Here is a 2,888-nt window from a genome sequence, read left to right on the forward strand (position 1 = left end):
CCGCACCCGCTCGCCCTCTGCCACAGCTCCCCACACAGCGTCCATGTTCACCGGCTCACCATTGGCGCGCAGGCCTGGGGCTTGTACCCGCAAAGAAGTCGCCAAGGGCAACTGGCCAGGGCGATGCCAAGCCTGCTGCTGCCCGGCCGCCAAGGGTTGGGGCACTCGGGCATTGTCGAGGGTGGCTTTTTGCCAAGCGGCCATCACCGCGCTGGCGTCGGACCCGGCAGGCAAGGCCGCGCTCATCACCGCCACCATGGCCGTGCCGCTTTCGCAGCCCACCACTTGCAAATCCACAGGCACACCGCCCAAAGGTACGCTGCGGGCGGTTCGGTCGGGTTTGCAGGGCAGTTGGACTTTGAGCGCACTGCCCTCAAAAGCCACGTCGCGCCAGTTCTGGGCAGGGCTGCAAGCGCTCAAAGTCAAGGCCCCGAAGAGGCTGGCCACCAGGGCCGAGGAATAGATTCGCATGGGGTGATTATCCTGATCAGCGGCCGCATTGGGTTTTGGCGACAATGTGCCCCATGAACTCACTCGACGGCATCCGCGTTCTCGACCTCTCCCGCGTTCTGGCGGGCCCCTGGTGTACCCAGACCTTGGCCGACCTGGGGGCCGACGTCATCAAGATCGAGCGCCCCGGCACGGGCGACGACACCCGCACCTGGGGGCCACCTTTTTTGAAAGACGCCCAAGGCCAAGACACCGCTGAAGCCGCCTATTATTTGGGTGCGAACCGCAACAAGCGATCGGTGACCTGCGACATCGCCCAACCCGAGGGCCAAGCCCTGATCCGTGAACTGGTCAAGCATTGCGACGTCTTTGTTGAAAATTTCAAGGTTGGCGACATGGCCCGTTACGGCTTGGACTACGCCAGCCTGAGCGCCCTGAACCCCAAGCTGGTGTATTGCAGCGTGACCGGCTTTGGCCAGACCGGCCCTTACCGCGAGCGGGCAGGTTATGACTATGCCGTGCAAGGCATCGGCGGCCTCATGAGCGTGACCGGCGAACGGGATGACTTGGGCGGTGGCCCCCAAAAAGTGGGTGTGGCCGTGGCCGACCTGTTCACCGGCATGTACGCCACCGTAGCGATCTTGGCGGCACTGCGCCATGTCGAACGCACCGGCCAAGGCCAGCAAGTGGACATGGCCTTGCTCGACACCCAAGTCGCCATGCTGGCCAATTTGGGCTCTAATTATTTGGTCAGTGGCAAAGTGCCGGCTCGCGCTGGCAACGCGCACCAAAACATCGTGCCCTACCAAGTGTTCGAAGTCATGGCCCCGACCGGTTCAGCACCCGGCTGCCGCGACCACCTGATTTTGGCGGTAGGCAACGACGGGCAGTTTGCCAAGTTCTGCACCTTGGCGGGCTGCCCCGAACTGGTGCAAGACGCACGCTACGCCCTGAACGCCGACCGGGTTCGCCACCGCGACACGCTGGTGCCACTGCTGGAGGGCATCCTGAAAACCCGCACCAAGGCCAACTGGCTGGCGGCCCTCGAAGCCGCCAAGGTGCCTTGTGGGGCGATCAACACCCTGAGCGAGGTCTTTGTGGATCCGCAAATCCAGGCCCGAGGCATGGTGCAGGATTGGCAACACCCGATCAAACCCGGCCTGAAGCTGGTGGCCAGCCCGATCAAGATGAGCCGCACCCCTGTTCGCCAAGATTTGCCACCCCCCATGTTGGGCCAACACACCGCCGAAGTTTTGACCGAAGTGCTGGGCTGGACCACTGAAAAACTGGGACCTCTGCGCGGCAAAGGCGTGATTTGATGGCCAACCTCTTGCTGGTTCACGGTGCTTGGCACGGCGCATGGTGTTGGCAGCGGGTCCTGCCAGGCCTGATGGCTGCCGGTCACCGCGCCCATGCCGTCACCCTGACCGGGGTGGGTGAACGCGCCCATCTGCTCCACCCCAGCATCGATCTGGAAACCCACATCACCGACGTGATGGCCGCCATGGACGCCGAAGAAATGGACGAGGTGGTTCTGGTGGTGCATTCGTATGCCGGCATGTTGGGCACCGCCGTGGCCGACCGCAGACCCGAGCGCTTGCGCCACCTGGTCTATCTGGACGCTGTTCTTCCCAAACCCGGCGAAAGCTGGAGCAGCAACCACGCCAGCGCCACCCGGAACGCCCGCATCACTGCTGCGCAAGGCCATCCCTTGCACGCCTTCCCCGCGCCCGACCCTTCGGTGTTTGGCTTGAGCGATGCCGACCATGCCTGGGTACAAAGACGTCAAACCCCACACCCGGGCAGGCCTTACACCCAAGTGCTCGACTTTGATCCGCAGCGCGTCGCCAGCGTGCCGCGCACCTTCATCAACTGCACATCCCCGCCTTTGGGCACCATCGATGTCAGTCGTCTGCGGATGGTGGACCCCAAATTTTGGGATGGTGCTTGGCTCCCGGGCTCACACGTGTTGGAGATGCACACCGGTCATGACCCCATGGTCAGTGACCCGCAAGGTCTGTTGGCGCTTTTGCTGGGTCTGGTTTGAAGTCAACTGCTGCTTGCGTGCATCTGCGCGATGATCGGCTTCAATGGACAGCCGCAATGGCACCCACACCGACTGAGTTGGCAAACGCATTAAACTTTCGACCATGAAAACCCTGCTGGCCATGCCCTTGAATTTGCGACTTGTGGGTCGCCGTTTGTTGTTTTGGAGTGGGGTACTGGGCCTGACTTTGGCCCTTTGGGGCTGCTCCGGTGACCGCGCACCTGAATCCACCTTTGTTTTGCTCGATGGCTCCAAGGTCACTTCAAAGCAATTGCATGGAAAAGTCGCTTTGGTGAATTTTTGGGCCACCAGCTGCACCACCTGTGTGGCCGAGATGCCAGAACTGGTGGCCACTTACAACAAGTTCAAAGACCGCGGCTATGTCACCTTG

At 62.1% G+C, this 2,888-nt stretch carries 4 protein-coding genes; 3 read left to right on the top strand and 1 reads right to left on the bottom strand.

Translation table 11 applies throughout. The features are described 5' to 3' along the window. Window positions 1-471: hypothetical protein (locus tag ACIQ47_RS15945; protein ID WP_396439014.1), on the bottom strand; the 471-nt coding region annotated here is incomplete at its 3' end. Between the two features lie 53 nt (window positions 472-524). On the opposite strand from ACIQ47_RS15945, the gene ACIQ47_RS15950 reads away from it, so the two are divergent. From ACIQ47_RS15950 to ACIQ47_RS15960, 3 genes are all read left to right on the top strand, one after another. Continuing rightward, entirely contained in the window at window positions 525-1,769 is a 1,245-nt protein-coding gene (locus tag ACIQ47_RS15950) for a CaiB/BaiF CoA transferase family protein (RefSeq protein WP_396439015.1), read from the top strand. After that, entirely contained in the window at window positions 1,769-2,497 is a 729-nt protein-coding gene (locus ACIQ47_RS15955; RefSeq protein ID WP_396439016.1) for an alpha/beta fold hydrolase, read from the top strand. The genes ACIQ47_RS15950 and ACIQ47_RS15955 overlap by 1 nt, the downstream gene beginning before the upstream one ends. A gap of 103 nt (window positions 2,498-2,600) precedes the next feature. After that, window positions 2,601-2,888 (top strand): TlpA family protein disulfide reductase (locus tag ACIQ47_RS15960; RefSeq protein ID WP_396439017.1); only part of this gene is annotated, 288 nt, incomplete at its 3' end.

The organism is Limnohabitans sp. (assembly GCF_044373035.1).
Classification (GTDB): Bacteria; Pseudomonadota; Gammaproteobacteria; order Burkholderiales; family Burkholderiaceae_C; genus Limnohabitans_A.